This is a genomic window from Shewanella fidelis ATCC BAA-318 (genome assembly GCF_000518605.1).
GTDB classification, from domain to species: Bacteria; Pseudomonadota; Gammaproteobacteria; order Enterobacterales; family Shewanellaceae; genus Shewanella; species Shewanella fidelis.
In genome coordinates this window covers 1-25,460 of the sequence record NZ_JADX01000028.1, presented here as the reverse complement: position 1 = coordinate 25,460, position 25,460 = coordinate 1, and the positions used below count along the sequence as shown (strand labels likewise).

Sequence of the window (25,460 nt, the reverse complement as noted above, 5' to 3'; positions counted from 1 at the left end):
AGAACTAGTAGAAATGGAAGTTCGTGAACTTCTATCTGAGTACGAATTCCCAGGTGATGACCTACCAGTTATCCAAGGTTCTGCTCTTAAAGCTCTAGAAGGCGAGCCAGAGTGGGAAGCTAAGATCCTAGAACTAGCAGAAGCTCTAGACACTTACATTCCAGAGCCAGAGCGTGCAATCGACGGTGCGTTCATTCTACCAATCGAAGACGTATTCTCAATCTCAGGCCGTGGTACAGTAGTAACCGGTCGTGTTGAGCGCGGTATCATCAAAGTTGGTGAAGAAGTAGAAATCGTAGGTATCAAAGAAACTACTAAGACTACTTGTACTGGTGTAGAAATGTTCCGTAAGCTGCTTGACGAAGGTCGTGCAGGTGAGAACTGTGGTGTACTACTACGTGGTACTAAGCGTGATGAAGTTGAGCGTGGTCAAGTACTAGCAGCTCCAGGTTCAATCAACCCACACACAACTTTTGAATCAGAAGTTTACGTTCTATCAAAAGATGAAGGTGGTCGTCACACTCCATTCTTCAAAGGCTACCGTCCACAGTTCTACTTCCGTACAACTGACGTAACTGGTACTATCGAACTACCAGAAGGCGTAGAAATGGTTATGCCTGGTGACAACATCAAGATGACTGTTACTCTAATCTGCCCAATCGCGATGGACGAAGGTTTACGCTTCGCTATCCGTGAAGGTGGCCGTACAGTTGGTGCTGGTGTTGTAGCTAAGATCATTGCTTAATTAGCAACGAGTCTTACTCAATACTGAAAAAGGCAGCTTAGGCTGCCTTTTTTATTGCCTAAAGAAAAGTGAAGGGTAGGGCTAGTAATCCCGATCTGGCTGTGTATAATAGCGCCACTTTGTTGAAAACCATCAATTTGACGGAATTTCAGACAACGGGCTTGATCTCGACGATGAAATCAGTATAATAGCCCCTCGCCTTAACCATTAGGCGATTTAAATTGGTCTACCTTCGGGTTTGACGTAAAAAAAACAGCGACTCCGATTGTGAGTCGAACGGCTAAATCATTTCACTCTGCTTTTTCATTAAGGAAAATAGCTAGAGGGTGATTTTTTTGTGTACATTTTAGGAGCTCTGGTCAATGCAGAACCAAAGAATCCGTATCCGCCTAAAAGGATTTGATCATCGTTTGATTGATCAGTCTACTGCGGAAATCGTTGAAACTGCTAAGCGTACCGGCGCGCAGGTTCGTGGTCCAATCCCACTACCAACGCGTAAAGAACGTTATACCATTTTGACTTCTCCACACGTTAATAAAGATGCACGTGATCAGTACGAACTACGTACTCACAAGCGTCTTGTTGACATCGTAGAGCCGACTGAGAAGACTGTAGACGCACTAATGCGTTTAGATCTTGCGGCTGGTGTTGACGTTCAGATTAGCTTAGGTTAATTGAGATCCTTAGAAGAGGTTTGAGAGATGGCTATCGGTCTTATCGGTCGTAAAGTAGGTATGACTCGCATCTTCAATGAAGATGGCGCGTCGGTACCTGTAACAGTAATTGAAATTGCTGCTAACCGCGTAACCCAAGTGAGAACTTTGGATACAGATGGTTACCGTGCACTTCAAGTTACTACTGGTACCAAAAAAGCTAATCGCATCACTAAACCAGAAGCAGGTCACTTTGCTAAGGCTGGCGTTGAAGCTGGTCGTGGTTTATGGGAAATGCGTTTGGCAGATGGTGAAGGCGAAGGCATCGAAGTAGGTGCTGAGCTTAATGTAGATATCTTCGCTGACGTAGCGAAAGTTGATGTTACTGGTCAATCAAAGGGTAAAGGCTTCCAAGGCGGTATTAAGCGTTGGAACTTCCGTACTCAAGATGCAACACACGGTAACTCACTGGCACATAGAGCTAACGGTTCTATTGGTCAAAACCAAACACCTGGTCGCGTTTTCAAAGGTAAGAAAATGTCTGGCCACATGGGTGCAGAGCGCGTTACTACTCAAAATCTAGACGTTGTACGTGTAGATGTTGAACGTAACCTGCTTTTGGTTAAGGGTGCAGTTCCAGGCGCTACTAATGGCGACCTGATCATCAAACCAGCTATTAAAGCTTAAGGTCTGAGGAGATAGTAATGGAATTGGTATTGAAAGACGCACAGAGTGCTCTTGAAGTTTCCGAAGCTACCTTTGGCCGTGACTTTAATGAAGCACTGGTTCATCAGGTAGTTGTAGCATACGCTGCAAACGCGCGTCAGGGCACTCGTGCTCAAAAGACTCGCGCAGAAGTAACTGGCTCAGGCAAAAAGCCTTGGCGTCAAAAAGGTACTGGCCGTGCACGTGCTGGTACTGTTAAAGGCCCAATCTGGCGTGGCGGTGGCGTAACTTTCGCTGCTAAAACACAAGATCACAGCCAAAAAGTTAACAAGAAGATGTACCGTGGAGCGCTGAAAAGCATTTTCTCTGAATTGGTACGTCAAGACCGTCTTGTTGTTGTTGAGTCATTTGGTGTTGAAGCTCCTAAAACTAAAGAGCTAAAAGCTAAACTGAACGAAATGCAACTAGAAGACGTGCTAATTGTTACTCCAGAAGTTGACGAGAACTTGTTCTTAGCTGCTCGCAACCTGTACAAAGTTGACGTGCGTGACGTAGCTGGTATTGATCCAGTAAGTCTTATCGCTTTCAACAAAGTACTAGTTACTGCTGAAGCTATTAAGCAAATCGAGGAGATGCTGGGATGATAAGCCAAGAACGTTTGCTAAAAGTTATTCTTGCTCCACACATCTCTGAAAAGAGCACTGTGAATGCAGAGAATAACAACACGGTAGTATTCCGTGTAGCTATCGATGCAACTAAAGCTGAAATCAAAGCTGCAGTAGCACAGCTATTTGAAGTTGAAGTTGATTCAGTTCGTACTTTGGTAAACAAAGGCAAAACTAAGCGTCACGGTGCCCGTACTGGTCGTCGTAGCGATTGGAAAAAAGCTTATGTTACCTTAGCTGCTGGTGCTGACATCGATTTCGTCGGCGGCGCTGAGTAAGCATTAGGAGAATTATCATGGCAGTTATTAAGTGTAAGCCAACCTCTCCAGGTCGTCGCCACGTAGTTAAAGTGGTGAACAGCGATTTGCATAAAGGTAAACCTTTTGCAGGCCTGTTGGCGAAAAAATCAAAAAGTGGTGGCCGTAACAATACTGGTCGCATCACTGTACGTCACGTTGGTGGCGGACATAAGCAACATTATCGTCTAATCGACTTTAAGCGTGACAAAGACGGTATCCCTGCGAAAGTTGAGCGTTTGGAATATGATCCAAACCGTACAGCTAACATCGCATTGGTACTTTACGCTGACGGTGAGCGTCGTTATATCCTTGCTGCTAAAGGCATGCAAGCTGGTGATAAGATCCAGTCTGGTATCGATGCAGAGATTAAGACCGGTAACGCAATGCCTCTACGCAACATCCCTGTGGGTAGCGTAGTACACGCAGTAGAAATGAAGCCTGGTAAAGGTGCTCAAATCGCGCGTTCAGCTGGTGCTTATGTACAAGTTATTGCTCGTGATGGCGCATACGCTACTCTACGTCTTCGCTCTGGCGAAATGCGTAAAGTACCTGTTGATTGCCGCGCGACATTTGGTGAAGTTGGTAATGCCGAGCACATGCTACGCCAGTTAGGTAAAGCTGGTGCTAAGCGCTGGAGAGGCGTACGCCCTACAGTTCGTGGTGTTGCAATGAACCCAGTAGATCACCCACATGGTGGTGGTGAAGGCCGTACTTCTGGTGGCCGTCATCCTGTATCACCTTGGGGTATGCCAACTAAGGGTTATAAGACTCGTAGTAACAAACGCACCGACAAGTACATCGTACGTCGTCGCAATAAAAAGTAAGAGGATTCGCCATGCCACGTTCTCTCAAGAAAGGTCCATTCATTGACCTACACTTGCTGAAGAAGGTAGAGAAAGCGATGGAAGCTGGAGACAAGAAGCCTATTAAGACTTGGTCTCGCCGCTCTATGATCATTCCTAACATGATTGGAATGACCATCGCTGTCCATAATGGTCGTCAGCACGTACCTGTGTTCGTAACTGACGAAATGATCGGCCACAAGCTTGGTGAATTTTCACCAACTCGCACTTATCGCGGCCATGCTGCTGATAAGAAAGCGAAGAAGCGTTAATACGGGAGACATAAGATGGAAGTTTTAGCTAAACATCGTTTTGCCCGTACGTCGCCTCAAAAGTGTCGTTTGGTTGCAGATCAAATCCGTGGACTGCCTGTTGCTAAGGCTCTCGAAATTCTAACTTTCAGCCCTAAGAAAGCTGCAGTACTTGTTAAGAAAGTACTGGACTCTGCTATCGCTAATGCTGAGCACAACGAAGGTGCTGACATTGACGAACTAAGAGTTGGAGCTATTATGATCGATGAAGGTCCAACTATGAAGCGTATCATGCCACGTGCTAAAGGCCGTGCTGATCGTATAATCAAGCGTACCAGCCACATTACTGTGGTTGTATCAGATCGCTAGGAGTTAGCAATGGGACAGAAAGTACATCCTAATGGTATCCGTCTGGGTATCACTAAGCCTTGGATCTCGACCTGGTACGCTGACAAGTCAGACTATGCCAATAACTTGAGCAGTGACTGGGAAGTGCGTAAGTTTCTAGAAAAGAAACTTACTCAAGCATCAGTTTCTAAGATTGTTATCGAGCGTCCAGCTAAAAGTGTTCGCGTGACTATTCACACTGCCCGTCCAGGTGTTGTGATTGGTAAGAAAGGCGAAGACGTTGAGAAGCTACGCAATGCAGTTGCGAAGTTGACTGGTATTCCAGCTCAAATCAACATCGCTGAGATCCGTAAGCCTGAGCTAGATGCTAAGCTTGTTGCCGATGGCATCGCTTCGCAACTAGAGCGTCGTGTTATGTTCCGTCGTGCTATGAAGCGCGCAGTTCAAAATGCTATGCGTCTTGGTGCTAAAGGTATCAAAGTTGAAGTGAGTGGCCGTCTAGGCGGCGCTGAGATTGCGCGTTCAGAGTGGTATCGTGAAGGTCGTGTGCCTCTACATACACTGCGTGCTGATATCGACTATTCTACTTCTGAGAGTCACACTCAATACGGTGTGATTGGCGTTAAAGTTTGGGTCTTCAAAGGCGAAGTTCTAGACGGCGTTCTACCTCAGCATGAAGAGCCGAAACAGCAGCCGAAGCGTAAGCCTCGCGGTAAATAGGAGAGCTGGCAATGCTGCAACCAAAAAGAATGAAGTTTCGCAAAATGTTCAAGGGCCGCAACCGCGGTCTAGCGAACGGCACTGAAGTTAGCTTCGGTGAGTTCGGTTTGAAAGCTGTTGGACGTGGTCGTCTAACTGCTCGTCAAATCGAAGCTGCGCGTCGTGCTATGACACGTCACATTAAACGTCAAGGTCAGATTTGGATCCGCGTTTTCCCTGACAAGCCAATTACTTCTAAGCCTCTTGAAGTGCGTATGGGTAAAGGTAAGGGTAACGTTGAATACTGGGTTTGCCAGATTCAACCTGGTAAGGTTCTTTATGAGATGAATGGTGTATCTGAAGCTCTAGCTCGTGAAGCTTTTGCTCTAGCTGCTGCTAAACTACCTCTAAAGACTACCTTCGTAACTAAGACGGTGATGTAATGAAAGCGAGCGAACTAACAGAAAAGAGCGTTGAAGAACTGAACGCTGAACTGCTTGGTCTGCTGCGTGAGCAGTTTAATCTGCGTATGCAACACGCCACTGGTCAGTTGACACAGACTCATCAGCTTAAAATCGTGCGTCGCAACATTGCGCGCGTAAAGACCATTATTACTTCTAAGGCGGGTGCATAATGTCTGATAAAATCCGTACTTTGCAAGGTCGAGTACTTAGCGACAAGATGGACAAGTCTATCACTGTAGCTATTGAGCGTAAGGTTAAACACCCTTTATACGGTAAGTTTATCAAGCGCACTACTAAGATCCATGCACATGACGAACAAAATCAGTGTAATGCTGGCGATATCGTGACTATTCGCGAATGCCGTCCGCTGTCTAAGACTAAGTCTTGGACTCTGGTTGAAGTAGTATCAAAAGCCTAAGCTTATTAGGTATTTAAGCAAACGGCTCCTAAAGTTGGGGCCGTTTTTATTTTTAGTACTATCTATTCCCATAGATTGGTGTTACACTTGCGCGCCAATTTTGACTAAATTAGAGTCGGAATTAGGGTAAAATGTAGCCCCTTTGTGGGATTGTGAAGTAACGATAGCGGAGCACTTAAAATGATCCAAATGCAATCGACTCTAGAAGTCGCCTGTAACAGTGGCGCTCGTAGAGTTCAGTGTATTAAGGTCTTGGGTGGCTCTCATCGTCGTTATGCCGGTATCGGCGACATCATCAAAGTTTCTGTTAAAGAAGCTATTCCTCGCGGTAAAGCGAAGAAAGGTGATGTATATAACGCGGTGGTAGTCCGTACTAAGAAAGGCGTACGTCGTCCAGACGGTTCTGTCATTCGCTTCGATCGGAATGCAGCGGTATTGCTTAACGCAAACCTTGCACCGATTGGTACTCGTATCTTTGGACCAGTGACACGTGAATTGCGTACAGAGCAGTTTATGAAGATTGTCTCATTGGCACCAGAAGTACTGTAAGGAGCTTCAAAATGGCAGCTAAAATACGTCGTCAAGACGAAGTAATTGTACTAGCAGGTAAAGACAAGGGTAAACGCGGTAAGGTTTCTCAAGTTCTACCAACTGGTAAATTAATTGTTGAAGGTATTAACCTTGTTAAAAAACACCAAAAGCCAAACCCACAATTGGGCGTAGCTGGCGGTATTGTTGAGCAAGAAGCACCTTTACAAGCATCAAACGTAGCGATTTTCAACTCTGCCACTGGCAAAGCTGATCGCGTTGGTTTCCGATTTGAAGACGGTAAAAAAGTCCGTTTCTTTAAATCGAACAGTGAACTCGTTAAGTAATTTGGAGTAAACGATGGCGAAACTGCATGATAAATACAAAGAGACTGTTAGTCCTGAACTTGCTAAAAAGTTCGGTTTTACCAGTGTCATGCAAGTCCCTCGGATTGAAAAGATCACCCTTAATATGGGTGTTGGCGAAGCAGTAGCAGATAAGAAAGTTATGGAGCATGCGCTTCGTGACATGACTGCTATCGCTGGTCAAAAGCCAGTAGTGACTGTAGCTCGTAAGTCAGTTGCTGGTTTCAAAATCCGTGAAGGCTACCCAATCGGCTGTAAGGTTACACTGCGCGGTGAGCGTATGTGGGAATTCTTAGAGCGTTTAGTTGATATCGCGATCCCTCGTATTCGTGACTTCCGTGGTTTGAGCGCTAAGTCGTTCGACGGCCGTGGTAACTATGCGATGGGCGTACGTGAGCAGATTATCTTCCCAGAGATCCAATACGATAAAATCGATAAGATCCGCGGTATGGATATCGTAATCACTACTTCTGCGAAGAATGACGAAGAAGGCCGAGCTCTGCTCGAAGGCTTTAACTTCCCATTCAAGAAATAAGGGTAGCGTAATGGCAAAAAGTTCAATGAAAGCACGTGAAGCAAAGCGTGCAAAGCTCGTAGCTAAGTTCGCTGAAAAGCGTGCTGCACTTAAAGCTATCATTAGCAGTCCAGCTTCTTCTGACGAAGATCGTTGGGATGCAGTACTTAAGTTACAAGCTCTACCACGTGACTCTAGCTCTGCGCGTCAGCGTAATCGCTGTAGTCAAACTGGTCGCCCACATGGTTTCCTACGTAAGTTCGGCCTAAGCCGTATCAAATTACGTGAAGCAACTATGCGCGGTGAAGTTCCTGGTCTTCGCAAGGCCAGCTGGTAAGCACTTGTCACGGAGTAAGCTAATATGAGCATGCAAGATCCTATTGCGGATATGTTAACACGTATTCGTAACGGCCAAGCTGCTAAACACGTATCTGTGAAGATGCCTTCTGCTAAGCTTAAAGTCGCTATTGCGAAAATGCTTAAAGAAGAAGGTTACATCACTGACTACGCCGTAGCAGATGAAGCCAAGCCTGAATTGGAAATCACTTTAAAGTACTTCCAAGGTCAGCCAGTTGTTGAGACTATCCAGCGCGTTAGCCGTCCTGGTCTTCGTATTTACAAAGGTAAAAACGAACTTCCAAAGGTTATGGGCGGTCTGGGTGTCGCTATCGTGTCCACTTCTAAAGGTTTGATGACTGATCGTACTGCCCGCCAAAATGGCATGGGTGGGGAAGTTATCTGCTACGTAGCATAAGGAGCTAGCAATGTCTCGTGTCGCAAAAGCACCAGTCGCTATCCCTGCAGGCGTAGAAGTGACTTTAAACGAACAAACTATCACCGTAAAAGGTGCTAAAGGTAGTTTGACTCGAGTTATTAACCAAGCGGTTAGTCTTGTTGTTGAAGGCGCTGAAATCAAGTTTGGTCCAGTTGAAGGCGTTGCTAACGCTTGGGCTCAAGCAGGTACAGCACGCGCTCTAGTAAACAACATGGTTATCGGTGTATCAGAAGGTTTTGAAAAGAAGCTTCAGTTAATTGGTGTTGGTTACCGTGCAAAAGTTGCTGGTAATGGCGTTGATTTAACTTTAGGTTTCTCACATCCTTTAGTACACGAACTACCCGCTGGCGTAACAGCAGAGTGTCCTAGCCAAACTGAAATCGTACTTAAGGGTACTGATAAGCAGTTAATCGGCCAGGTTGCTGCTGAGATTCGTGGCTACCGTCCACCAGAGCCTTACAAAGGTAAAGGTGTTCGCTATGCTGACGAACAAGTACGCCGTAAAGAGGCTAAGAAGAAGTAAGGTAATACGATATGGATAAGAAAACATCTCGCTTACGCCGCGCTCTACGTGCACGTAAGAAGATCCAAGAGCTGGGCGTTAATCGTCTGGTTGTACATCGTACACCACGTCATACTTACGCTCAGGTAATTAGCCCTGAAAACGTAGTTGTGGCGGCAGCTTCTACTGCTGAAAAAGCAGTAACCGAGCAGCTAAAGTACACAGGTAACGTTGATGCAGCTAAAGTAGTGGGCAAAACCGTTGCTGAGCGCGCTATCGAAAAAGGCGTTGCTGTAGTTGCATTCGATCGTTCCGGCTTCAAGTATCACGGTCGCGTTGCTGCATTAGCAGACGCTGCTCGTGAAGCTGGCCTTAAGTTCTAAGGAATGATGAAAAATGGCTAAATTTGAAGCTCAACAGCAAAAAGACGATCTGCAAGAGAAATTAGTTGCAGTTAATCGTGTTTCTAAAGTAGTTAAAGGCGGACGTATCTTTAGCTTCACTGCACTAACAGTAGTGGGTGATGGTAATGGTAAAGTTGGCTATGGCTATGGTAAAGCGCGTGAAGTACCAGCAGCAATCCAAAAAGCAATGGAAAAGGCTCGCCGTAACATTGTTAACGTTGAATTGAACAATGGTACTTTGCATCACCCTGTAAAGGGTCGTCACACTGGTTCTCGTGTTTACATGCAACCAGCCTCTGACGGTACCGGTATTATTGCCGGTGGCGCAATGCGTGCCGTATTGGAAGTAGCAGGCGTTCATAACGTTCTGTCAAAAGCATACGGTTCTACTAACCCGATCAACATCGTTCGCGCTACTGTAGATGCGTTGGTGAATATGAAATCACCTTCACAAATCGCAGCTAAGCGTGGCCTGAATGTTACCGAAATTCGAGGTTAATGCACCATGGCTACTAAAACACTTAAAGTAACTCAGACTAAAAGTGCTATCGGCCGCTTACCAAAGCACCGTGCTACACTAACTGGTCTAGGTCTACGCCGCATTAATCACACTGTTGAACTAGAAGATACTCCTTCAGTTCGCGGTATGATTAACAAGGTTTACTACATGGTAAAGGTGGAGGATTAATCAATGAAATTGAATACTCTATCACCAGCTGCAGGTGCTAAATCAGCAGCTAAGCGTGTAGGTCGCGGTATCGGTTCAGGCCTTGGTAAAACAGCTGGTCGCGGTCACAAAGGTCAGAAGTCTCGTTCTGGCGGCGGTGTTCGCGTAGGTTTCGAGGGTGGTCAAATGCCACTTAAGATCCGTCTACCAAAGTTCGGTTTTACCTCTCGCACTGCATTGGTATCAGCTGAAATTCGCGTTGGCGAATTAGCTAAAGTTAACGGTGATGTTATCGACCTAAATGCGCTGAAAGATGCGAATCTAGTTACTCGCAACATACAGTTTGCTAAAATCGTTCTTTCAGGTACCATTGAGCGCCCAGTGACCGTTAAAGGTCTTAAGGTAACCAAAGGTGCACGTGCAGCTATTGAAGCTGCCGGTGGCAAGATCGAGGAATAATACGTCGATGGCAAAACCAGGACTTGATTTAAAAAGCGCGAAGGGCGGTTTATCAGAATTGAAAACCCGTCTCCTGTTCGTGATTGGTGCAATTATCGTCTTTAGAGCCGGTTCGTTTGTACCAATTCCTGGTATTGACGCTGCTGTACTAGCAGAGCTGTTTAATCAGCAAAAGGGGACCATCTTAGGCATGTTTAACATGTTCTCTGGTGGTGCCCTTGAACGTGCCTCTATCTTCGCATTAGGTATCATGCCGTATATCTCGGCATCGATTATTATGCAGTTGTTGACTGTGGTACATCCTGCACTTGCTGAATTGAAAAAAGAAGGCGAGTCTGGACGTAAGAAAATCAGTCAATATACTCGATACGGCACATTGGTCCTGGGTACATTCCAGGCAATCGGTATCGCAACAGGTCTTCCGAACCTAGTTCCAGGGTTAGTTGTTAACCTAGGATTTAGCTTCTACTTCGTTGCTGTTGTAAGCTTAGTTACCGGAACTATGTTCCTAATGTGGCTAGGTGAGCAAATTACCGAAAGAGGCATTGGTAACGGTATCTCGATTCTTATTTTCGCAGGTATTGTTGCTGGTCTGCCATCTGCTATCGGCCAAACAGCCGAGCAGGCGCGTCAAGGCGACTTGAATGTACTAGTATTGTTGTTGCTGGCAGTGATTGTTTTCGCTGTCACTTATTTTGTGGTTTTCGTAGAGCGTGGACAACGTCGTATCGTTGTTAACTATGCTAAGCGTCAGCAAGGCCGTAAGGTATTCGCTGCGCAAAGCACTCACTTACCACTTAAGATTAATATGGCTGGTGTTATCCCGCCTATTTTTGCGTCCAGCATCATTTTGTTCCCAGGCACACTGGCTCAGTGGTTTGGTCAAAATGAGTCCATGTCATGGTTAAGTGATTTTTCACTGGCTGTGTCACCAGGACAACCGCTGTACTCATTATTATATGCAACAGCGATTATTTTCTTCTGTTTCTTCTATACTGCGTTGGTGTTTAACCCTCGCGAAACAGCTGATAACCTGAAGAAGAGTGGTGCGTTTATTCCCGGGATTCGTCCTGGAGAACAGACTTCGCGTTACATTGATAAAGTTATGACTCGCTTGACATTAGCTGGCGCGTTATATATTACCTTTATCTGCTTAATTCCGGAGTTCATGTTAATTGCGTGGAAAGTACAGTTCTATTTTGGCGGTACTTCACTACTAATTATGGTAGTCGTAATCATGGACTTCATGGCTCAGGTTCAGACCCATATGATGTCTCATCAGTATGAGTCTGTAATGAAGAAAGCTAACTTGGTTAACAAAGCGAACTTAGATCGCTTTGGTCGCTAAGCTAGTAATCTCGGAGTGATGAAATGAAAGTTCGAGCTTCCGTGAAGAAGATCTGCCGTAACTGCAAGATCGTAAAGCGTAGTGGCGTTGTACGTGTGATTTGTGTTGAACCTAAACACAAACAGCGTCAAGGCTAAAAAATTGACCAGCCCAGTCCGGGCTGGTCAAAAATATTATTTGCTAAATTGTCGTCTGTCGAGTATCCTACCGGGCTTTTCACAGATGACCTTTAACTTAAGGAGTGCATAGTGGCCCGTATCGCTGGCATTAACATTCCTGATCAAAAGCATACAGTCATTGCATTGACTGCTATCTACGGCATCGGTCGTACTCGCGCACAAGCTATTTGCGCGGCTACTTCAATTGCTGAAGATGCTAAGATCAAGGAATTGAGCGAAGCTCAAATCGATAGTCTACGCGAAGAAGTTGCCAACTACATTGTAGAAGGTGATTTACGTCGTGAAGTTTCCATGAACATCAAGCGTCTTATGGACCTTGGTTGTTACCGTGGCCTTCGCCATCGTCGTAGCCTTCCCCTTCGTGGGCAACGTACGAAGACCAATGCGCGTACGCGTAAAGGTCCACGTAAACCAATTAGAAAGTAACGGGGTAATCCAAAATGGCTAAAGTTCCGTCACGTTCTCCGCGTAAGCGTGTACGTAAACAGGTTGCTGATGGTATGGCGCATATCCATGCGTCTTTCAACAACACAATTATTACCATTACAGATCGTCAAGGTAACGCACTATCTTGGGCAACTTCTGGTGGTTCAGGTTTCCGTGGTTCACGTAAATCTACCCCATTCGCTGCACAGGTTGCTGCTGAGCGCGCAGGTACTGCTGCTCAGGACTACGGTGTTAAAAACCTAGAAGTTTTTGTGAAGGGTCCAGGTCCAGGACGCGAATCAGCGATTCGTGCACTAAACTCGGTTGGTTACAAGATTACTAACATTACCGATGTGACGCCTATCCCTCATAATGGTTGTCGTCCTCCTAAGAAACGTCGCGTTTAATTCGTCGTTTTTAATAGGATAGTTGGAGAAAGAACATGGCAAGATACTTGGGTCCAAAGCTCAAGCTCAGCCGCAGAGAAGGTACAGACCTTTTCCTAAAGAGCGGTGTGAGAGCAATCGATTCGAAGTGTAAGCTTGAAACTGCACCTGGACAACACGGCGCTCGTAAGACCCGTTTGTCTGAGTATGGTGTTCAGCTACGCGAGAAACAAAAAGTTCGTCGTATTTATGGTGTGCTAGAAAAGCAATTCCGTAACTACTACAAAGATGCTGCACGTACTAAAGGTAACACAGGTGAAAACCTACTTACTCTTTTAGAAACCCGTCTAGATAACGTTGTTTATCGCATGGGCTTCGGTGCAACACGCGCTGAATCACGTCAGCTAGTTAGCCATAAGTCAATTATGGTTAATGGTAGCATCGTTAACATTCCATCATTCAAAGTGTCTGCGAATGATGTAGTGAGCGTTCGTGAAAAGTCACGCACTCAAGCTCGTATTAAAGCGGCTTTAGAAGTGTCGGCTCAACGCGAAAAGCCAACATGGGTTGAAGTTGACAACACTAAGATGGAAGGTGCTTTCAAGCGTATTCCTGAGCGTAGTGATTTGTCTGCGGATATTAACGAACAGCTGATCGTCGAACTTTACTCTAAGTAAGGTTAAAACAAAAGAGAGGACACAATGCAGGGTTCTGTTACAGAATTTCTTAAACCGCGTCTCGTTGATATCGAGCAGGTTAATCCAACACGTGCCAAGGTTACACTGGAGCCGCTAGAGCGTGGTTTTGGTCACACTTTAGGTAACGCGTTGCGTCGTATCCTATTGTCGTCTATGCCAGGCTGCGCGGTTACCGAAGTAGAGATCGATGGTGTACTGCATGAATACAGTAGCAAGGAAGGCGTGCAAGAGGATATCCTTGAGATACTATTAAACCTTAAAGGTTTAGCAGTAGTTATCGAAGGGAAAGACGAAGCTATGCTTACGCTAAGTAAGTCAGGCGCAGGCCCTGTTACTGCAGCAGATATCACGCATGATGGTGATGTTACTATCATGAATCCTGACCATGTTATCTGTCATTTGACAGGTAATAATGACGTCAGCATGCGTATCCGCGTAGAGCGTGGTCGTGGTTATGTACCGGCTTCTGCCCGTGCACAAACTGAAGACGATGATCGCCCTATCGGTCGTTTGTTGGTTGATTCTTCGTTCTCACCAGTTGCTCGCATTGCATACAATGTTGAAGCTGCTCGTGTTGAACAGCGTACAGACTTAGACAAACTCGTTATCGATATGACTACAAACGGTACTATCGATCCTGAGGAAGCTATCCGTCGTTCAGCGACAATCCTAGCAGAACAGCTAGATGCGTTTGTTGAGTTACGTGATGTGACTGAGACTGCACCAGTAGAAGAGAAACCGGAGTTCGATCCGATTCTGTTGCGTCCTGTCGACGATTTAGAGCTAACTGTACGTTCAGCCAACTGTCTGAAGGCTGAAGCGATTCATTACATCGGCGATCTGGTACAACGCACTGAAGTTGAGCTGCTTAAGACTCCTAACCTAGGTAAGAAATCTCTTACTGAAATTAAGGATGTGTTGGCGTCTCGCGGACTGTCGTTAGGTATGCGTCTAGAAAACTGGCCTCCAGCTAGTTTAGCAGACGACCTTTAAGTCCAGATTAGTACAGATATAGGTAATAAGGATTAGGTCATGCGCCATCGTAAGAGTGGTCGTCAACTAAACCGTAACAGCAGTCATCGCCAAGCTATGTTCCGTAACATGGCTTGCTCAATAGTTCGTCACGAAGTGATCAAAACTACTGTTGCTAAAGCGAAAGAACTGCGTCGCGTAGTTGAACCTCTAATAACACTTGCTAAGAGTGATAGCGTTGCAAATCGTCGTTTGGCATTTGCTCGTACTCGCGACGCTGAAGTCGTAGGTAAGTTATTTACTGAATTGGGTCCACGTTTCCAGGAACGTCCTGGTGGATACACCCGTATTCTTAAGTGCGGTCTACGTACTGGTGATAAAGCGCCAATGGCGTATATCGAACTAGTAGGTCGTCCAGAAGCAGCAGTAGCTGTTGAAGACACTGCAGAGTAAATAAGTCTTAGTTTTAAAAGGCCGAACATATGTTCGGCCTTTTTTATTTATGGCTTTTATCAACTTAGCCTACTAATTGGTATTAAACCTTTTGTGAGTGATTAACGCCATCCGTATCACTGTGTTATTCAATATTAAGGTTTATTGTTAGCGGCGGGTTTGCAGGAAAGCTAAGACGCTGACGATCGCACTTTTATGACCTCCTAACCTCTATCTTAGATTTTTACCTTTTCGTATCTTCTCAGCTTATCCCATCTCAGCAGACGTATAGCGAATTGTTTACTTTGTTTGAATGAGCATGCCCAGTGTTACTTAGCTCAATTTGATAAGAGGCAACACAGTCTATTTTAAGCGCCTTTGTGTTGGTGATTCTTACAATTGCATGCAACGGCAATATGTCACTCTCTTGGGTATAGGCAGTAACCGACTCGAGCTTTTTTGGCAAACTAATTACTGGCTTAATAACTGACGAAATAGTCTACTCTTATGAAATTACTCAAAACTGAGGTGGTAGCTAAAATCATTTCACTATGATGTATTTTGGTGACTCTGATACCTTGACTCATGCTCAATAGAGTAGAGTCAGCTCGTAGTTTCGCTGCTTTGTCTCAGGGCAATTAGAATTTGTACTGATAGGTATTAAGGATGTTAGGGAGGCAGAAAGTTATTCCCTTCTGGCCAAGCCTAAGTAGCTTATTAACTGAGTTGTCCGGTTGTTCTTACTAGATTGCATCACTAGGTCTACCGATAGCGCTGAAAACAGATAGTTCGGCTTATTTGCTATTTATCATGCTCATTATCAACTGTAACCCATGCTTACCAGTCCGTGTTTTGTGTAACTGTAGTTAAGATCCCCGAAATTGATCCTTCCCGTGTAAGCAACTGGCATTCTTTTGTATGGGGGCCGTACGCATCGAAAGATGTAGTTGTGCCGTTGAGTCATGGTAAGTCTAATACTAAGTAAGTATGAAAATGTGTTTACACAGTGATTAGCTAACTCAAGGTTAACCGTTACGGGAGTAATTCACTCCACTTTAAAGCAAGAGGCGGAAATAGCTGTAAGCTTGATTTAAAGCGACTTGGTCAACAAAGGCTATTGGTGCTCTAGCAAAGTTATTAAATGTCTTATTTGTGGGTTAGGGGCCTTTTGGAGCCTCTCTTTGCTGGCGTTTTAGTTATGTAGTTTACTCAGCTTAAGAGAGATGACTGATGTATAAGGTCACCGAAAGAATAGTCGCTCTCTTATTGGAATATGTAACTTAGAAGTTGGTAGCCCAAATGCACGACTATAGTGATCTATAGTCACGTTGGTATTGCGACTGCTTATAAACCAAAGAGGGCGCTTAAATCTAGTTTGGCAGTGTTCTTCACGCGACATGGATAAGGTTAATGTCAGTAATACTGGCGTGGTATATGAACTAGCTTAAAACTACGAAACAGTGCTGAGCGAACAAATCTTTATACTAATTGGTATAAGCATTAATGCGTTAATTACAGAATTAAAAAAGCCCTCTTGAAGAGGGCTTAATAGAACTATCAAACTACGATTAATAACCGCCAGATTTTTGCTCTTCGTTATAATCTAGTTTTTCGTGGGATTGCCCCATAGCTTCTGCTACTTCTGGTGGCATATAGTTTTCATCATGCTTCGCCAAAACTTCAGTTGCTTCTAGTTTACCTGGCTCAATTAGGACACCTTGAGCAACGATACCTTGTCCTTCGCGGAAAAGATCCGGAAGTAGATCGTCATAAGTTACGATAACTTCACCGCCAGCGGCGTCATGTACAGCAAACTCAACATGTAAGCTGTTAGGATCGCGCACCATAGAGCCTACGGTCACCATACCACCTACGCGAATGCGCTGACCAATCTCTGGCATAACACCAGTATCTTTTTTACCTTGAACAATCTCCGTTGGCGTAAAGAAAAGGTTCAAGTTTGAGTTCAAAGCGTATAGAAGCAAAGAAGCGATAGCTGCAACACCACCAATTAAGGCTACAGCAAGGGTAAGGCGTTTTTTTCGTCTTGGATTCACTATTTATTACTCCGAGTTTCTTTAAGGCGTTCTTCGCGTTGGATCTTTTTAGCGATCTCAACCAACACCTTACGTTTTTGTCTAACACTAAGAACAATCAAAGTTCCTAATGAGAAAAATGTTACACCGTAGGCGAGCCATACATAAAAACCATAGCCGCCCATGTTGATAAATTCATTAATTGAGTCGAACTGCATTATTTGACCCCTTCTGCTTTAGCAAGTTCACGAACCCATGGACGCATGCCATTTCGTGCCAAAATTTCTGATCTAAATCTCACTAATGTAATCGCACCGATCATTACACCGAAGCCCATAATGTTAATTAATAGCGGGTATAACATTTCTGTCGGCATTGAAGACTCTTCAGTGATCTTAATCGTTGATGGCTGATGTAGTGAGCTCCACCAATCAACTGAATATTTAATAATTGGAATGTTAATTACACCAACAATCGCTAAGATCCCTGCAGCTCTTGCTGCTAAAACTTTATCTTCAAAAGATGCGTATAGAGAAATTACACCTAAGTACAAGAATAGTAGCACAAGCTCAGAAGTTAAACGTGCATCCCATACCCACCAAGTGCCCCACATAGGTTTACCCCAAGTAGCACCCGTTACAAGGGCGATGAAAGTCACAACCGCACCAATCGGTGCAATAGCAGCTGCAGCCCAGTCAGCAGATTTAATTTGCCAAACTAATCCGATAAAAGATGATGTCGCCATCGCCATGTAGGCCGCCATTGACATTGAAGCAGCCGGCACGTGGATAAAGATAATACGGTAACTGTCACCCTGTTGATAATCAGTTGGAGCAAATACTAGTCCCCAGACTGTACCAATACCAATCATAGATATCGCAAGCATCGCGAACCAAGGTAGTAGGGTGCCTGAGAGTTTGTAGGCGCGTTCAGGATCCGCGTATGAATGTAACCATTTCCACATTTTAGTTAGTACTCACTCGTAAGGATGCACCAATTGCAAATGGTGCTAACGTTAATGAACCGATCAACATAGCGCCAATAATCGCAAGTTGACCATCATAGGGTAAATTCATACCAGCAGCGTCAATTGCGCTAGTAGCGAAAATCAAAACCGGAATATATAAAGGCAAAATTAACAGGCTTAACAAAACCCCACCTTTACGTAATCCAACTGTTAGTGCTACACCAATAGCACCTAGTAAGCTTAATACTGGCGTACCCAATGCTAAAGTTGCGATTAATGCACCATAGCTGTTGCCCTCTAAATGCAGTAACACTGCTAACAATGGCGCGACTAGAATCAATGGCACACCCGTTAGTAGCCAGTGAGCAAGTACCTTGGCCAATACCATTAATGGTAAAGGTTGTGGGCTTAATAACATCTGCTCTAAGCTACCGTCGGCATAATCGGCTTTAAATAACCGCTCTAGCGACAGCATGGATGCCAATAGTGCTGCTACCCAAATAATACCTGGTGCTACTCTAGTTAAAACTTGTGGCTCAGGGCCAATACCCAGTGGAAACAGTGTTACCACAAGTACAAAAAACAATAGCGGATTAAAAATATCACCACGGTGGCGTACTGCGATTTGCAGATCTCGCTTTAGTAGCGTGCTAAACGCTTTGGTATAACTGATGCCTTTATTCATTGTGAAACCTTAAACAAAGCGATAGTCGAGGCGAATCTTACGTAACACATCATCGCCAATCACACTCATATCTTGGTGTGTGGTTAGGATTACGCAGCCGCCGCGGTTGGCATGGGCCAAAAACAGGTGTTCAAGCTCTTCTACGCCTTTTTTATCAATAGCCGTAAAAGGCTCATCTAAAAGCCAAACCTTACAATTGGTATGCCAGAGCCTAGCGAGGGCTGTTCGTCTATGCTGACCGGCAGACAAATGTCCGGCGAGAGCTTCTTCAAATCCTGATAGATTAACTTTGGCCAAGATCTCACGTGCATCGAATTCATCATAGCCGCTGATCCTTAAATTGAAGTTAAGATTTTCTTCAGCAGTTAACTCGCTCTTAACACCAGCAAGGTGGCCTAAGTATAAAAGTTGGTCGTTATATTCGTCGCGACAGCGGTTAATGTCTTCGCCTTTGAAGTTGACTTGACCTGCATATGGGCGGGATAAGCCTGCGATGATCCGTAAAAGACTTGTTTTGCCTGCGCCGTTCGGACCTTCAATTTGAACGATCTCACCAGCGTTAATATCGAAGCTAAGTTCATCAAATAAAATGCGTTCTTCTCGGATGCAAGTTAAGTTGCTAGCTGATACCAGTGTTGTTGCTTTTGATTTTTCTACCACTGAGCCCTCTATATCAAGCTGTATGAAAACACAAGAGATACTAACACATACGCTTTCAAGCGTTTAGTCTTGCTTGTTGCTAAGTGTCAGCAATTTGATGTAGTTCGAATATTATGTATTTTCTATGAACTTTTTAAACAATTGCTAATATATTAACGTTTTTGCGAACTATGTCTTGTGAAATCACTGTTATCACGATTAATATCACAAAAAGATGTGATTTGTTGAACTTTGTAGTAACCTAGAGCCGCTATTAAGAATAAGTCTGCCATCATAAAAGGGCAGCGTGAGCTTTGTTAGAATTTGCATTAGGAACGTATAAGATGAAAAAACTATTAGCACTGACTGCAGTTGCAGCTTTGACTCTGTCTACTAACGTACTTGCTCAAGACGGTAAGGCTGTATACGATAAGGCGTGCCAAGTGTGTCATAGCATGGGTGTTGCTGGCGCTCCGAAATCACACGATGCTGCTGCATGGGAGCCGCGCTTAGGTAAAGGTATGGATGCACTAGTATCTTCAGTTAAAACTGGTCTAAACGCGATGCCACCAGGTGGTATGTGTACTGATTGCTCTGATGAAGATTACAAGAATGCAATCGAGTATATGTCTAAGTAAGTGATTACTTAGTCTTAACTTAAAAACCGGCTTTAGCCGGTTTTTTTGTGTCTGCTTATCTATATTCCCTTGCACCTAATCTATTTCGTACATGCGCAAAAGTCTTTTATAACTTGTTTTGTTAGCTTTAAGTGCTGTTTTAAATGCAGTGCGTAAAGGCAAATTTATGCGCTACAACTTAACAGGTATACAGATCTTTAGGCAGAACTTATAGCAGTAAAAACTTCTGCATTTAAGGGCGGTATGTGAGCTAATTGAACACATATAAAAAAACCGGCATAAGCCGGTTTTCTATTGCGGGGGGCGCTTATTGTACTTGTGTATCAAGTACTAATTGGCCTTTATCACCCACTTTAACTTTCGCTAGCGTTCCTTGGATATCGCCAGGTTGAGCTCTAACACTGCCATGCTTAGATAGGATAGCAATAACTTCTACAGCGTTAGCACCACTCAGAGTTACGTTGCCTCCCATATTCGTGCTGTCATCTAAAGTGACTGTCACTGGTAAAGACTCAGCAGAAATTTTTGTTGCTGCTAAAGGTACTCTAGGGCCTTCAGTTGCACGTGCAAAAATGAATACCATATCAGTGCTCTCAACTTTGCTCTGTAGCTCTGGAGAGATTGAAACTTCTACAGTTACAGTGCTGGCTGTGCTTGCAGTATTTGGCTTAACATCTTTATGAGCTTCATCATTAGGCATAGCACTTTCAGAACCCATACGCATTTTAGCGCTTTCGATAGCGTTCATAATCGCACCACGGTCAACATCAGCACGATCGCTATCAAGGATCAGTTGCCATGCATCGATCGCTTTTTGATAATCAGCAGTGAAGAATGAGTCCATACCAACTAAAAGTAAAGTTGAAGGATCTTGTGGATCTAAGCTTAATGCTTGGTCTACTAGAGCCTGAACTGTTGGCGTCATTTTTTGATTAGAGCGGTAGTAAAGCGCCGTTGCCTTAGGGCCTAAAAGTTCAGCGTGTACGCCCACAAGCTCCATTGTTTTATCAAATGCTTTGATAGCATCGTCATAGCGGTTAGCTGAAATGTAAGCATGGCCTAAGTTAAATAGTAGCTGACTGTTTTCTGGCTCAGCTTTAACTTGAGCTTCCATCATTTGAACTCGCTGAGACATGATTTGCTCAGTTGTTTGTCCAGCATGTGGGTTATTAGCTGTCATTGGTTGGTCAAGGTTTTTATATGCACCTAGGGTCGAATACATATAAGCACAAAGCCCAATTACGACAACAGACATAACTGATGGCCACACTATGCTCTTTGGCTTGAGGCTATTAACCAGAGATTCGTCATCACCTTGCTTCATGTCCTGAAGTAGGCTGATTTCAAGTTCTTTTTTTAGAGCGTCGAATTCAGGTTGATCTAATAGATCTTCTTGAAGTTCTTTCTCTAAAATGGCGAGACGTTCATTGAATAAATCAAGGTTGGTACCTTTACGAACACCGGCTTCTTCTGCTTTCAGCATACGCTGCTGGCGGAAGTGTGGGAACCAAATCAGCGCAAGGCTAACCAACAGAAATGATGCTATTAAAATCCAAAATGTGGTCATTATGTCTATTTCACTTTCGTTTGCGAAAAAGCGGATTCACCGCTGAACTAGGAATAAGATTATACGTAAAGATTATTCATTGAACAGTAATATAACCTTAAAAGCTCATAGTTGAGTACTTGTTCACAGATTGATTCTATTTGTAAATTTTCTTGAAACTTACGGGAACTTTATCAGTCAGACACTAAAATTTCGCTAAATTTGCTCGGTTTATTGCGAAATGTGACGTGCAATTGTTTATGTGTTTTTGTTAATAAGATAGGTGAAGAATGCGACAGGTCACCCATATTTGTACGAAATAGGCAGACATTAACAATAGCAAATACTAAACTGAGCTAAAATTTGTACCTTTTAGTAGTGTTAATTGCAAACACGTATGTAATGATTAAGCCTATGCTTATTTATGCATGATTTAGGACTGAGGAAAACCCATGATCCCAGAATTAGGACACTTTTCGCTGATTATCGGCTTGGCTTTCGCCATGCTGTTAGCCATCGTTCCTTTAGTAGGTGTAGCTCGTAAAGACCAATACCTAGTGCGCTACGCTTGGCCACTAAGTTACGGTATGTTCTTCTTTATTTTCTTATCTGTTATCGCGCTTGGTTATAGCTTTGCTGTTGATGACTTCTCTGTTGCTTATGTAGCACATCACTCGAATTCGGAATTACCAATCTTCTTTAAGATTGCCGCAGTTTGGGGTGGCCACGAAGGTTCTCTGCTATTTTGGGTTTTCTCATTAGCAGCTTGGGCAGCAGCAGTTGCATTGTTTAGCAAAGGTTTAGAAGAAGTATTCACTGCACGTGTTCTATCTGTGTTAGCGATGATTCTGATTGGTTTCACTTTGTTCATGCTATTAACTTCTAGTCCATTTGAGCGCTTATTCCCTGTGCCAATGGAAGGTCGCGACCTTAACCCGATGTTGCAAGACGTTGGTTTGATTTTCCATCCTCCAATGCTTTACCTAGGTTATGTAGGCTTCTCAGTTAGCTTTGCATTTGCAATTGCTGCGCTAATGAGTGGTCGCCTTGACTCTGCATGGGCTCGTTGGAGTCGTCCATGGACTCTAGCCGCTTGGGTATTTTTAACTGGCGGTATCTCTTTAGGCTCTTGGTGGGCATATTACGAGTTAGGCTGGGGCGGCTGGTGGTTCTGGGATCCAGTAGAAAACGCTTCATTTATGCCTTGGTTGATCGGTACTGCATTGGTTCACTCATTAATTGTAACTGAAAAGCGCGGCGCATTCCGTAACTGGACAGTTCTACTATCAATCTTCGCATTCTCGCTAAGTTTGTTAGGAACCTTTATCGTTCGTTCAGGTGTATTAACATCAGTTCACTCATTCGCGGCAGATCCAAGCCGTGGTATGTTTATTCTATTATTACTAGGTTTAGCTATCGGTGGTTCGTTAACCTTGTTCGCATTTAGAGCGAGCGAGATGAGCAGCCCTGCACGTTTTGAGCTTAAATCTAAAGAAACTATGCTACTAGTTTGTAACCTATTACTAACGGTTGCTTGTGGTACAGTTCTTCTAGGTACACTTTACCCGCTACTAATTGATGCATTGGGCATGGGTAAGATTTCTGTAGGACCTCCATACTTTAACGCAGTATTTGTGCCTATCGTATTGGTACTATTCGGCTTTATGGGTGTTGGTCCAATCATTCGTTGGAAGAAATCTAAAGCGGGTGAGCTTAAGCGTCAGCTTATCGTTCCTGCAGTGATTTCTGCAGTGGTTGGTTTAGCTGTACCTTTCCTAGCTGATGGTAAGTTTAATGCTTGGGTTGTGTTTGGTATTGCGATGGCTGTGTGGGTAACGTTAATGACGTTCCGCGCTGCATATAACATCGTTAAAACTAAAGACGGTGCAATTGATATGACACGCTTAGGTCGTAGTGAACTAGGTATGATCATTGCCCACTTAGGTATTGCTGTATCAGTTGTTGGTGCGACTATGGTATCTAACTACTCATTAGAGAAGAGTGTTCGCATGGGACCGGGTATCTCTCATGAACTAGCGGGTTATACCTTTAACTATGTTGAAACTAAAAACGTAGTAGGTCCAAACTACACTGCACAACAAGGCCAAATCGAAGTTTACCAAGGTGATGATTATGTTACCTTATTGAGACCTGATCGTCGTCAGTACAATGTTCGTACAATGGATATGACTGAAGCAGGTATCGATTGGGGTCTATTCCGAGACCTATACGTAACAATGGGCGACCCAATTAGTCGTACAGAATATGCAGTACGTATTAACTATAAGCCTTTCGTACGTTGGATTTGGTTTGGCTCTATTTTCATGATGGTTGGTGGCTTCTTCGCTGCTTCAGATAAGCGCTATCGCGCAAAAGCTGCAAGTAAAGTGAAAAAAGCAACTAGCAAATTAGCAACGGCTTAATTGGAATAAGGTCAGTATGAAAAAGCTAGTATTATTTATTCCACTAGTAGTGTTTTTAGGTATGGGAGTGTTCCTTTATAAGGGACTCTTCCTAAACCCTCAAAAATTAGACTCAGCTTTAGAAGGAAAGCCTGTCCCAGCTTTCCAGTTAGAAGTACTTGAGTCTGGTGAAATGGTGACTAATGAAACGTTGAAAGGTAAGGTTGGTCTACTTAACGTATGGGCGACATGGTGTCCTTCATGTAAGTATGAACACCCTTTCTTAATGACGTTAGCACGTCAAGATATTTTACCTATCTACGGTATTAACTATCGAGATGAACGACCTTTAGCAATTCGTGAGCTTAGCCGCGAAGGCAACCCATATGCGATTAATATCTTTGATCACGATGGCCGCCTTGGTCTGGATCTAGGAGTTTATGGCGCGCCAGAAAGCTTCTTAATCGATCATAAGGGGATTGTACGCTACCGTTATGCAGGTCCTATTGATCGTACTGTATGGCAAGAGACCCTGTATCCAATGGTACAAGAGCTACAAGCTGAAGCAGCGAAGGATGGTGCATCATGATTAAGTCTTTGATCAAGAAAGTTACCGCTGTAATGATTCTTATGAGTGTGGCTTTGTTTGCCAATGCCACACCAGTAGATACATATCAGTTTAAATCGACAGATAACCAAAAGCGTGCGCTAGAGCTTGCTCACTCTTTACGTTGTCCACAATGTCAGAACCAAAACCTAATTGATTCAAACTCGCCGGTTGCACAAGATTTACGTCTTGAAGTTTACCAAATGGTAGATGAAGGCAAGGCTGATAATGAAATCATTGAGTTTATGACAAGTCGCTATGGTGAGTTCGTGCTATACAAGCCACGAATGGAAGCAAAGACTTACATTTTGTGGTTAGGGCCATTCGGCTTATTGCTGTTTGGTGGTCTAATTGGCTTCTTTTTCATTCGTAAACAGCGCATTGCTGAAGCGAATAATCAAGATCTAACTACAGAAGATCAGCAAGAACTTGATCGTTTGCTAAAGAGAGATGGTAAATGAGATCGACTTTAGTGGGCTTTATTGCTGCAACAATGTTGTTAGCTGGTGGTGCTCAAGCTTATCCAGGAATGGAGAAGCAAGATAAGACTCAAGTTCAATCAAGTGTCGATTTGATTAGTGTGTTACCTAAGCCATTTCCGATCGAAGCTGTGCCATTTAAAGATAGAAAAGGTGCAGCAGTCGATTTTAGCCAATATAAGGGCAAAGTGATCATGGTAAACATGTGGGCGACCTGGTGTCCTCCGTGTGTGAGAGAGTTACCTGCACTAAGTCGTTTTACAGCTAAAGTAGGAGCCGATGACTTTGAAGTATTACCAGTATCAATCGATCTAGAAGGTGATAAGCAAGTTGAACCATTCTTGAAGTCATTAGGCATGGAGAACTTCAACACTTATTATGATAAAGAACAGAAGCTGGGGCAGGTATTTCCACTCGATACTATCCCTGCCACTTTCATTCTTAATAGAGAAGGTGAGTTAATTGCTTTTGTTCGTACCTTTGTTGACTGGGATGACGATAAAGCAGTAACACTTATAAAAGGTTTTCTAGCTCAAACTGCTGAAACAGAGCTAGAGAAAGACCAAGCTGAATAGATCTAATAATATTTATTCCGAAAAAAGGGGCTTTCAGCCCCTTTTTTGTACGTATCGTTTAATATCCATGCGTTTGATTCGAAAAAGCTAATTTTATTACAAAAGGGGCTTGCGCCGATCTGAGATATCCCTATAATGCGCATCCACTGACACGGCACAGCAGGCCAACTACCTAGCGAAA

The 25,460-nt window shown here is 43.9% G+C and carries 40 protein-coding genes; 34 read left to right on the top strand and 6 right to left on the bottom strand.

All coding sequences use genetic code 11. From position 1 onward, the window contains the following. The 29 genes from L884_RS0113380 to rplQ form a co-directional block, all read left to right on the top strand. A partial coding sequence (locus L884_RS0113380) for an elongation factor Tu (protein ID WP_028767976.1) occupies positions 1-745 on the top strand: 745 nt, incomplete at its 5' end. Between the two features lie 362 nt (positions 746-1,107). Continuing rightward, entirely contained in the window at positions 1,108-1,419 is a 312-nt protein-coding gene (gene rpsJ, locus L884_RS0113375; RefSeq protein WP_005503530.1) for a 30S ribosomal protein S10, read from the top strand. A gap of 27 nt (positions 1,420-1,446) precedes the next feature. Then, positions 1,447-2,085: a 50S ribosomal protein L3 gene (gene rplC / locus L884_RS0113370; protein ID WP_028767975.1), complete on the top strand. Its 639-nt coding sequence runs from the start codon at positions 1,447-1,449 to the stop codon at positions 2,083-2,085. 17 nt (positions 2,086-2,102) lie between these two features. Beyond that, positions 2,103-2,708, top strand: coding sequence for a 50S ribosomal protein L4 (rplD, locus tag L884_RS0113365; protein ID WP_028767974.1), 606 nt, complete (start codon positions 2,103-2,105; stop codon positions 2,706-2,708). Then, positions 2,705-3,007: a 50S ribosomal protein L23 gene (rplW, locus tag L884_RS0113360; RefSeq protein ID WP_028767973.1), complete on the top strand. Its 303-nt coding sequence runs from the start codon at positions 2,705-2,707 to the stop codon at positions 3,005-3,007. The genes rplD and rplW overlap by 4 nt, the downstream gene beginning before the upstream one ends. Positions 3,008-3,024: 17 nt before the next feature. Next, positions 3,025-3,852, top strand: a complete 828-nt coding sequence (gene rplB / locus L884_RS0113355; protein WP_028767972.1) for a 50S ribosomal protein L2 — start codon at positions 3,025-3,027, stop codon at positions 3,850-3,852. A gap of 11 nt (positions 3,853-3,863) precedes the next feature. Further along, entirely contained in the window at positions 3,864-4,142 is a 279-nt protein-coding gene (rpsS, locus tag L884_RS0113350; RefSeq protein WP_011863970.1) for a 30S ribosomal protein S19, read from the top strand. 15 nt (positions 4,143-4,157) lie between these two features. Then, positions 4,158-4,490 (top strand): 50S ribosomal protein L22, encoded by a 333-nt coding sequence (gene rplV / locus L884_RS0113345; RefSeq protein WP_012144645.1) that lies wholly within the window; start codon positions 4,158-4,160, stop codon positions 4,488-4,490. Positions 4,491-4,499: 9 nt separating this feature from the next. Then, a complete protein-coding gene (gene rpsC / locus L884_RS0113340) occupies positions 4,500-5,189 on the top strand; it encodes a 30S ribosomal protein S3 (protein ID WP_028767971.1) in 690 nt (229 codons plus the stop codon). Between the two features lie 11 nt (positions 5,190-5,200). Further along, positions 5,201-5,611: a 50S ribosomal protein L16 gene (rplP, locus tag L884_RS0113335; RefSeq protein WP_028767970.1), complete on the top strand. Its 411-nt coding sequence runs from the start codon at positions 5,201-5,203 to the stop codon at positions 5,609-5,611. Beyond that, positions 5,611-5,802 (top strand): 50S ribosomal protein L29, encoded by a 192-nt coding sequence (gene rpmC, locus L884_RS0113330; protein ID WP_012144642.1) that lies wholly within the window; start codon positions 5,611-5,613, stop codon positions 5,800-5,802. The genes rplP and rpmC overlap by 1 nt, the downstream gene beginning before the upstream one ends. Continuing rightward, complete coding sequence (rpsQ, locus tag L884_RS0113325; protein ID WP_028767969.1) at positions 5,802-6,050, top strand: 30S ribosomal protein S17; 249 nt, start codon at positions 5,802-5,804, stop codon at positions 6,048-6,050. The genes rpmC and rpsQ overlap by 1 nt, the downstream gene beginning before the upstream one ends. A 180-nt stretch (positions 6,051-6,230) precedes the next feature. Continuing rightward, entirely contained in the window at positions 6,231-6,599 is a 369-nt protein-coding gene (gene rplN / locus L884_RS0113320; RefSeq protein WP_025823474.1) for a 50S ribosomal protein L14, read from the top strand. An 11-nt stretch (positions 6,600-6,610) separates the two neighbouring features. After that, positions 6,611-6,925, top strand: a complete 315-nt coding sequence (rplX, locus tag L884_RS0113315) for a 50S ribosomal protein L24 (protein ID WP_028767968.1) — start codon at positions 6,611-6,613, stop codon at positions 6,923-6,925. 13 nt (positions 6,926-6,938) lie between these two features. Next, entirely contained in the window at positions 6,939-7,478 is a 540-nt protein-coding gene (gene rplE / locus L884_RS0113310) for a 50S ribosomal protein L5 (RefSeq protein WP_028767967.1), read from the top strand. Positions 7,479-7,488: 10 nt separating this feature from the next. Continuing rightward, positions 7,489-7,794 (top strand): 30S ribosomal protein S14, encoded by a 306-nt coding sequence (gene rpsN / locus L884_RS0113305; RefSeq protein WP_028767966.1) that lies wholly within the window; start codon positions 7,489-7,491, stop codon positions 7,792-7,794. A gap of 24 nt (positions 7,795-7,818) precedes the next feature. Next, complete coding sequence (gene rpsH / locus L884_RS0113300) at positions 7,819-8,211, top strand: 30S ribosomal protein S8 (RefSeq protein ID WP_028767965.1); 393 nt, start codon at positions 7,819-7,821, stop codon at positions 8,209-8,211. A 10-nt stretch (positions 8,212-8,221) separates the two neighbouring features. Next, the gene (gene rplF / locus L884_RS0113295; RefSeq protein ID WP_028767964.1) at positions 8,222-8,755 is read left to right on the top strand and encodes a 50S ribosomal protein L6; all 534 of its coding nucleotides are present in this window, start codon (positions 8,222-8,224) and stop codon (positions 8,753-8,755) included. Between the two features lie 11 nt (positions 8,756-8,766). Then, positions 8,767-9,117 carry a 50S ribosomal protein L18 gene (rplR, locus tag L884_RS0113290; protein ID WP_028767963.1) on the top strand — a complete coding sequence of 117 codons (351 nt, stop codon included), beginning with the start codon at positions 8,767-8,769 and terminating at the stop codon, positions 9,115-9,117. Between the two features lie 13 nt (positions 9,118-9,130). Continuing rightward, positions 9,131-9,637 (top strand): 30S ribosomal protein S5, encoded by a 507-nt coding sequence (gene rpsE / locus L884_RS0113285; protein WP_012153471.1) that lies wholly within the window; start codon positions 9,131-9,133, stop codon positions 9,635-9,637. Positions 9,638-9,643: 6 nt separating this feature from the next. Next, positions 9,644-9,826 carry a 50S ribosomal protein L30 gene (gene rpmD / locus L884_RS0113280; protein WP_028767962.1) on the top strand — a complete coding sequence of 61 codons (183 nt, stop codon included), beginning with the start codon at positions 9,644-9,646 and terminating at the stop codon, positions 9,824-9,826. 3 nt (positions 9,827-9,829) lie between these two features. Beyond that, complete coding sequence (gene rplO, locus L884_RS0113275; protein ID WP_028767961.1) at positions 9,830-10,264, top strand: 50S ribosomal protein L15; 435 nt, start codon at positions 9,830-9,832, stop codon at positions 10,262-10,264. Between the two features lie 7 nt (positions 10,265-10,271). After that, on the top strand, positions 10,272-11,612 hold the full coding sequence (secY, locus tag L884_RS0113270; protein WP_012153474.1) for a preprotein translocase subunit SecY: 1,341 nt from the start codon (positions 10,272-10,274) through the stop codon (positions 11,610-11,612). A gap of 23 nt (positions 11,613-11,635) precedes the next feature. Next, positions 11,636-11,749 carry a 50S ribosomal protein L36 gene (rpmJ, locus tag L884_RS22890; RefSeq protein WP_006083579.1) on the top strand — a complete coding sequence of 38 codons (114 nt, stop codon included), beginning with the start codon at positions 11,636-11,638 and terminating at the stop codon, positions 11,747-11,749. 111 nt (positions 11,750-11,860) lie between these two features. Next, positions 11,861-12,217 carry a 30S ribosomal protein S13 gene (rpsM, locus tag L884_RS0113265; RefSeq protein ID WP_028767960.1) on the top strand — a complete coding sequence of 119 codons (357 nt, stop codon included), beginning with the start codon at positions 11,861-11,863 and terminating at the stop codon, positions 12,215-12,217. 14 nt (positions 12,218-12,231) lie between these two features. Further along, the gene (gene rpsK, locus L884_RS0113260) at positions 12,232-12,624 is read left to right on the top strand and encodes a 30S ribosomal protein S11 (RefSeq protein WP_012153476.1); all 393 of its coding nucleotides are present in this window, start codon (positions 12,232-12,234) and stop codon (positions 12,622-12,624) included. 35 nt (positions 12,625-12,659) lie between these two features. After that, positions 12,660-13,280 (top strand): 30S ribosomal protein S4, encoded by a 621-nt coding sequence (gene rpsD / locus L884_RS0113255; protein ID WP_028767959.1) that lies wholly within the window; start codon positions 12,660-12,662, stop codon positions 13,278-13,280. 24 nt (positions 13,281-13,304) lie between these two features. Beyond that, positions 13,305-14,294 (top strand): DNA-directed RNA polymerase subunit alpha, encoded by a 990-nt coding sequence (locus L884_RS0113250; RefSeq protein ID WP_028767958.1) that lies wholly within the window; start codon positions 13,305-13,307, stop codon positions 14,292-14,294. A 39-nt stretch (positions 14,295-14,333) separates the two neighbouring features. Next, on the top strand, positions 14,334-14,726 hold the full coding sequence (rplQ, locus tag L884_RS0113245; protein ID WP_028767957.1) for a 50S ribosomal protein L17: 393 nt from the start codon (positions 14,334-14,336) through the stop codon (positions 14,724-14,726). A 1,547-nt stretch (positions 14,727-16,273) separates the two neighbouring features. Here the strand turns inward: rplQ and ccmE are convergent. The 5 genes from ccmE to ccmA are packed head-to-tail and all read right to left on the bottom strand — an operon-like array spanning position 16,274 to position 19,053. Further along, positions 16,274-16,762, bottom strand: coding sequence for a cytochrome c maturation protein CcmE (ccmE, locus tag L884_RS0113240; protein WP_028767956.1), 489 nt, complete (start codon positions 16,760-16,762; stop codon positions 16,274-16,276). After that, positions 16,762-16,959 (bottom strand): heme exporter protein CcmD, encoded by a 198-nt coding sequence (gene ccmD / locus L884_RS0113235; protein WP_028767955.1) that lies wholly within the window; start codon positions 16,957-16,959, stop codon positions 16,762-16,764. Before ccmD ends, ccmE begins: the two co-directional genes overlap by 1 nt. Next, positions 16,959-17,705, bottom strand: a complete 747-nt coding sequence (ccmC, locus tag L884_RS0113230) for a heme ABC transporter permease CcmC (RefSeq protein WP_028767954.1) — start codon at positions 17,703-17,705, stop codon at positions 16,959-16,961. Before ccmC ends, ccmD begins: the two co-directional genes overlap by 1 nt. A gap of 1 nt (position 17,706) precedes the next feature. After that, positions 17,707-18,393, bottom strand: coding sequence for a heme exporter protein CcmB (ccmB, locus tag L884_RS0113225; RefSeq protein WP_028767953.1), 687 nt, complete (start codon positions 18,391-18,393; stop codon positions 17,707-17,709). A 9-nt stretch (positions 18,394-18,402) separates the two neighbouring features. Further along, on the bottom strand, positions 18,403-19,053 hold the full coding sequence (gene ccmA / locus L884_RS0113220; RefSeq protein WP_028767952.1) for a cytochrome c biogenesis heme-transporting ATPase CcmA: 651 nt from the start codon (positions 19,051-19,053) through the stop codon (positions 18,403-18,405). A gap of 323 nt (positions 19,054-19,376) precedes the next feature. Here ccmA and L884_RS0113215 point away from each other — a divergent pair, with 323 nt between their 5' ends. Further along, positions 19,377-19,670 carry a c-type cytochrome gene (locus L884_RS0113215; protein ID WP_028767951.1) on the top strand — a complete coding sequence of 98 codons (294 nt, stop codon included), beginning with the start codon at positions 19,377-19,379 and terminating at the stop codon, positions 19,668-19,670. A gap of 307 nt (positions 19,671-19,977) precedes the next feature. Here L884_RS0113215 and ccmI read toward each other — a convergent pair whose 3' ends face one another. Beyond that, complete coding sequence (gene ccmI / locus L884_RS0113210; RefSeq protein ID WP_028767950.1) at positions 19,978-21,237, bottom strand: c-type cytochrome biogenesis protein CcmI; 1,260 nt, start codon at positions 21,235-21,237, stop codon at positions 19,978-19,980. Positions 21,238-21,668: 431 nt separating this feature from the next. Between ccmI and L884_RS0113205 the strand changes: the two genes are divergently transcribed. From L884_RS0113205 to L884_RS0113190, 4 genes are read left to right on the top strand one after another with little or no spacing between them, the layout of a single operon-like run. Then, positions 21,669-23,639, top strand: a complete 1,971-nt coding sequence (locus tag L884_RS0113205; RefSeq protein WP_028767949.1) for a heme lyase CcmF/NrfE family subunit — start codon at positions 21,669-21,671, stop codon at positions 23,637-23,639. 16 nt (positions 23,640-23,655) lie between these two features. Then, positions 23,656-24,207, top strand: coding sequence for a DsbE family thiol:disulfide interchange protein (locus L884_RS0113200; protein ID WP_028767948.1), 552 nt, complete (start codon positions 23,656-23,658; stop codon positions 24,205-24,207). Further along, positions 24,204-24,686 (top strand): heme lyase NrfEFG subunit NrfF, encoded by a 483-nt coding sequence (gene nrfF, locus L884_RS0113195; RefSeq protein WP_211239203.1) that lies wholly within the window; start codon positions 24,204-24,206, stop codon positions 24,684-24,686. Before L884_RS0113200 ends, nrfF begins: the two co-directional genes overlap by 4 nt. Next, complete coding sequence (locus L884_RS0113190; RefSeq protein WP_028767946.1) at positions 24,683-25,279, top strand: TlpA disulfide reductase family protein; 597 nt, start codon at positions 24,683-24,685, stop codon at positions 25,277-25,279. The genes nrfF and L884_RS0113190 overlap by 4 nt, the downstream gene beginning before the upstream one ends. Positions 25,280-25,460: the final 181 nt, after the last annotated feature.